The sequence below is a fragment of the Xanthomonas pisi DSM 18956 genome, from assembly GCF_001010415.1.
Lineage (GTDB): Bacteria > Pseudomonadota > Gammaproteobacteria > Xanthomonadales > Xanthomonadaceae > Xanthomonas > Xanthomonas pisi.
Genome location: NZ_JPLE01000110.1, coordinates 1 through 1,600 on the forward strand (window position 1 = coordinate 1; position 1,600 = coordinate 1,600).

The following is a 1,600-nucleotide window of genomic DNA, read 5'->3' on the forward strand; positions in this document are numbered from 1 at the left end:
TGACGGTCTTGCTGGACAGCATGCTCTTGCTGCCCTGCTAATTATACAATATCCATACAGGCTGCCAATGCGCAACATGATCGTTTGCATTATCTTAATTTGCCCTGTCGCACAAGCGGCTGATGCAGCAGCAATGCTAGCGGCAATTTGATTCTTTCTATAAGTCGGTCCCATTATTTTGCAAGTGCTGTGCTTATAAAGGGATTTTCAAATTGTAAGAATTTCAGATGCCTTCACTTTCTCAAAAATCTGAAAATTCCCTCCAGGCCCAAAAACCCATTTTTTTTTGTGTCCTTCTTGGGTTCAAAAGGAGATGGTGTATCAGGGTATCGAGGGCTTCGGCCGTCTGACACAAGGTCAGCAGGATAAAACGGCATCTCGATACAGGCGCTATCATCTATCTGACATATTTTTGCGACAATTGCTGCCTCGACGCACCAGCAGCCATGATAACTCCCTTGCATTCCAAGTGATTCATCGGCGCAGGACTTCCACCAGTATGGGGTGCGATGTGCAGGCGGGACACTTTTGGGGCCTGCATCGCGCAAACTCAAAAACCACCCTGAAAGAAAATTCTTCAAACCCAGCGATTGGCTCTCATCTCGCTTGATCATTACGTTTAAGAGCGAACTGTACGTCTTTGGAAAACAAACTTTAGATCCTATGACCCTTCCAGGAGATTTGTGATTAATGATTCGGTCAAGAACGGCATCTTCACCCTCGTTGCCAACCAAGTTTATTAGTCGTTGCCACTGGGGGTCAGGTAGATTCAAAAGCATAGACAACGCTATGAGGCGAAAGCAGTATGAATAAAAATCAATATTTAGCTCCCATGAATTTCTAATTAGTCTGGTGTCTTCGTCCCAGACGTCGCTACCCAATGCAACGGATTTTTCCCAAGCATCCAAAAGTATATCGAATCTTTTACTTAATAGATCGATATCGTCTCCTCGTGAGTAACGATAAAACATCAGGTCGGCTATTTTTTTTGCTATCTCGAATAAGAACTGAGGTAAGTACTCCGAGTTAGGAAAAGGCTCGTTGGCTTGTACAAGCATTTTATCTAAATTTTTCTCATGAAAATCTATCCATGTATTCCAATATAGCATTGAGCCCTTGGGGTCTCTTTTCATTGGAGGTCTCATTTTTATAGGTGATCTGCAATATAACTTTGTGTCGGTTAGTAATAATAATCGCTTATGCAATCGATTTGAAGAAAATTTTTAATGGCCAATAATTTTACTGGCCAAATCTGGCCTAGGAACGACCCTTCCCTTCGAATCAATAACTGCAACGGAAACCCCCCCGTTCGGGTCGGTGTGTACCAGCCATCTCTCAACTCGGTTCCTACCCAATGATGAACTAATGTCCGCAGCAATACTTGGGTTGCCGACAGCATCTTCAATACGATTGAAGCCTGTTTTTGCACCAGTTAACCACGTATCGCTCATCTGCATGAGATCTTTCGTGTTTTCTAGTTTGGATTGTCAGCCTCCCGTAAAATTGATCCAGCCATAACTAGAGGTCTCCGGCACACTAGCCACCAAGGAGACCAACAATGCGCAAGAGCAAGTTCACCGAGTGTCAGCCTCCCGTAAAA

At 43.9% G+C, this 1,600-nt stretch carries 1 protein-coding gene; it reads right to left on the reverse strand.

The features are described 5' to 3' along the window. Positions 1–233 precede the first annotated feature (233 nt). Positions 234–1,133, reverse strand: a complete 900-nt coding sequence (locus Y887_RS19460) for a PoNe immunity protein domain-containing protein (RefSeq protein WP_162199177.1) — start codon at positions 1,131–1,133, stop codon at positions 234–236. Positions 1,134–1,600 lie beyond the last annotated feature (467 nt).

What these genes read in the sequence shown, in the direction of transcription:
- Y887_RS19460 (WP_162199177.1), bottom strand. Translation starts at nt 1,133, where the DNA reads ATGAAAAGAGACCCCAAGGGCTCAATGCTATATTGGAATACATGGATA.